This is a genomic window from Mesorhizobium sp. M5C.F.Ca.IN.020.32.2.1, assembly GCF_004023105.1.
Taxonomy (GTDB): domain Bacteria; phylum Pseudomonadota; class Alphaproteobacteria; order Rhizobiales; family Rhizobiaceae; genus Mesorhizobium; species Mesorhizobium wenxiniae.
The window spans coordinates 1-597 of record NZ_RZSX01001577.1 but is presented as its reverse complement, the minus strand read 5'-3'; the positions used below and the strand labels follow the sequence as shown (position 1 = coordinate 597).

Annotated in this window: 1 pseudogene; it reads right to left on the bottom strand. The window is 67.5% G+C overall.

Features of this window, described 5'->3' with window-relative positions:
• Nucleotides 1-597: pseudogene (locus tag EOA86_RS37550) on the bottom strand (hypothetical protein); the annotation flags it as partial.

The following is a 597-nucleotide window of genomic DNA, read 5'->3' as shown; positions in this document are numbered from 1 at the left end:
TTTCCGGTCAGCGCCGTCTCGCGCAGTTTGACATAGGTTTCAGCGCCGGCGAACGGATTGACGGTCGCGCCGCTGCTCTCAGCATCGGCACGCATCAACGACCGCAGCCGGCGCCGTGCATTCTCGGCGGCGGCGCCGGGTACCTGCTGGCTGTCGGGGCTGGGCGCGACGATCTCGGCGCTTTCAGGCGCCGTCTTGGCGATTGCCTCCGGCTGCCGCACGCTCACCAGCGTCGGCTTTTCAAGCGCCCTGATCAGCTGGGCGATGGTCGGGTTCAGATCCTTGCGGCGCGCGATGGCGCGCGCATGCGGCAGGCCGTGCCGTCCGATCAGCGCGATCAGGTCGATATCGCTGAGCGCGCACGAGCGGATGAGCAATGGCGCGGCAATGTCGACCGGCTCCTCGCAAAGCCGCCGGACCAGCGCAGCGGGCGCATATTCGCATTCGGAAAGGGCGGCGGCGACGTAGCGGCGCGATTCGACCGACACATTGGCGAAAAGCGGAAGCGTCAAATCCTCAAGTTGCGCGATCTCCCGGCGCGAAGGGCGGGTGAGCGAACAGAACGCCGACACAGCGGCGCGGAACAGCCTTTCGGCC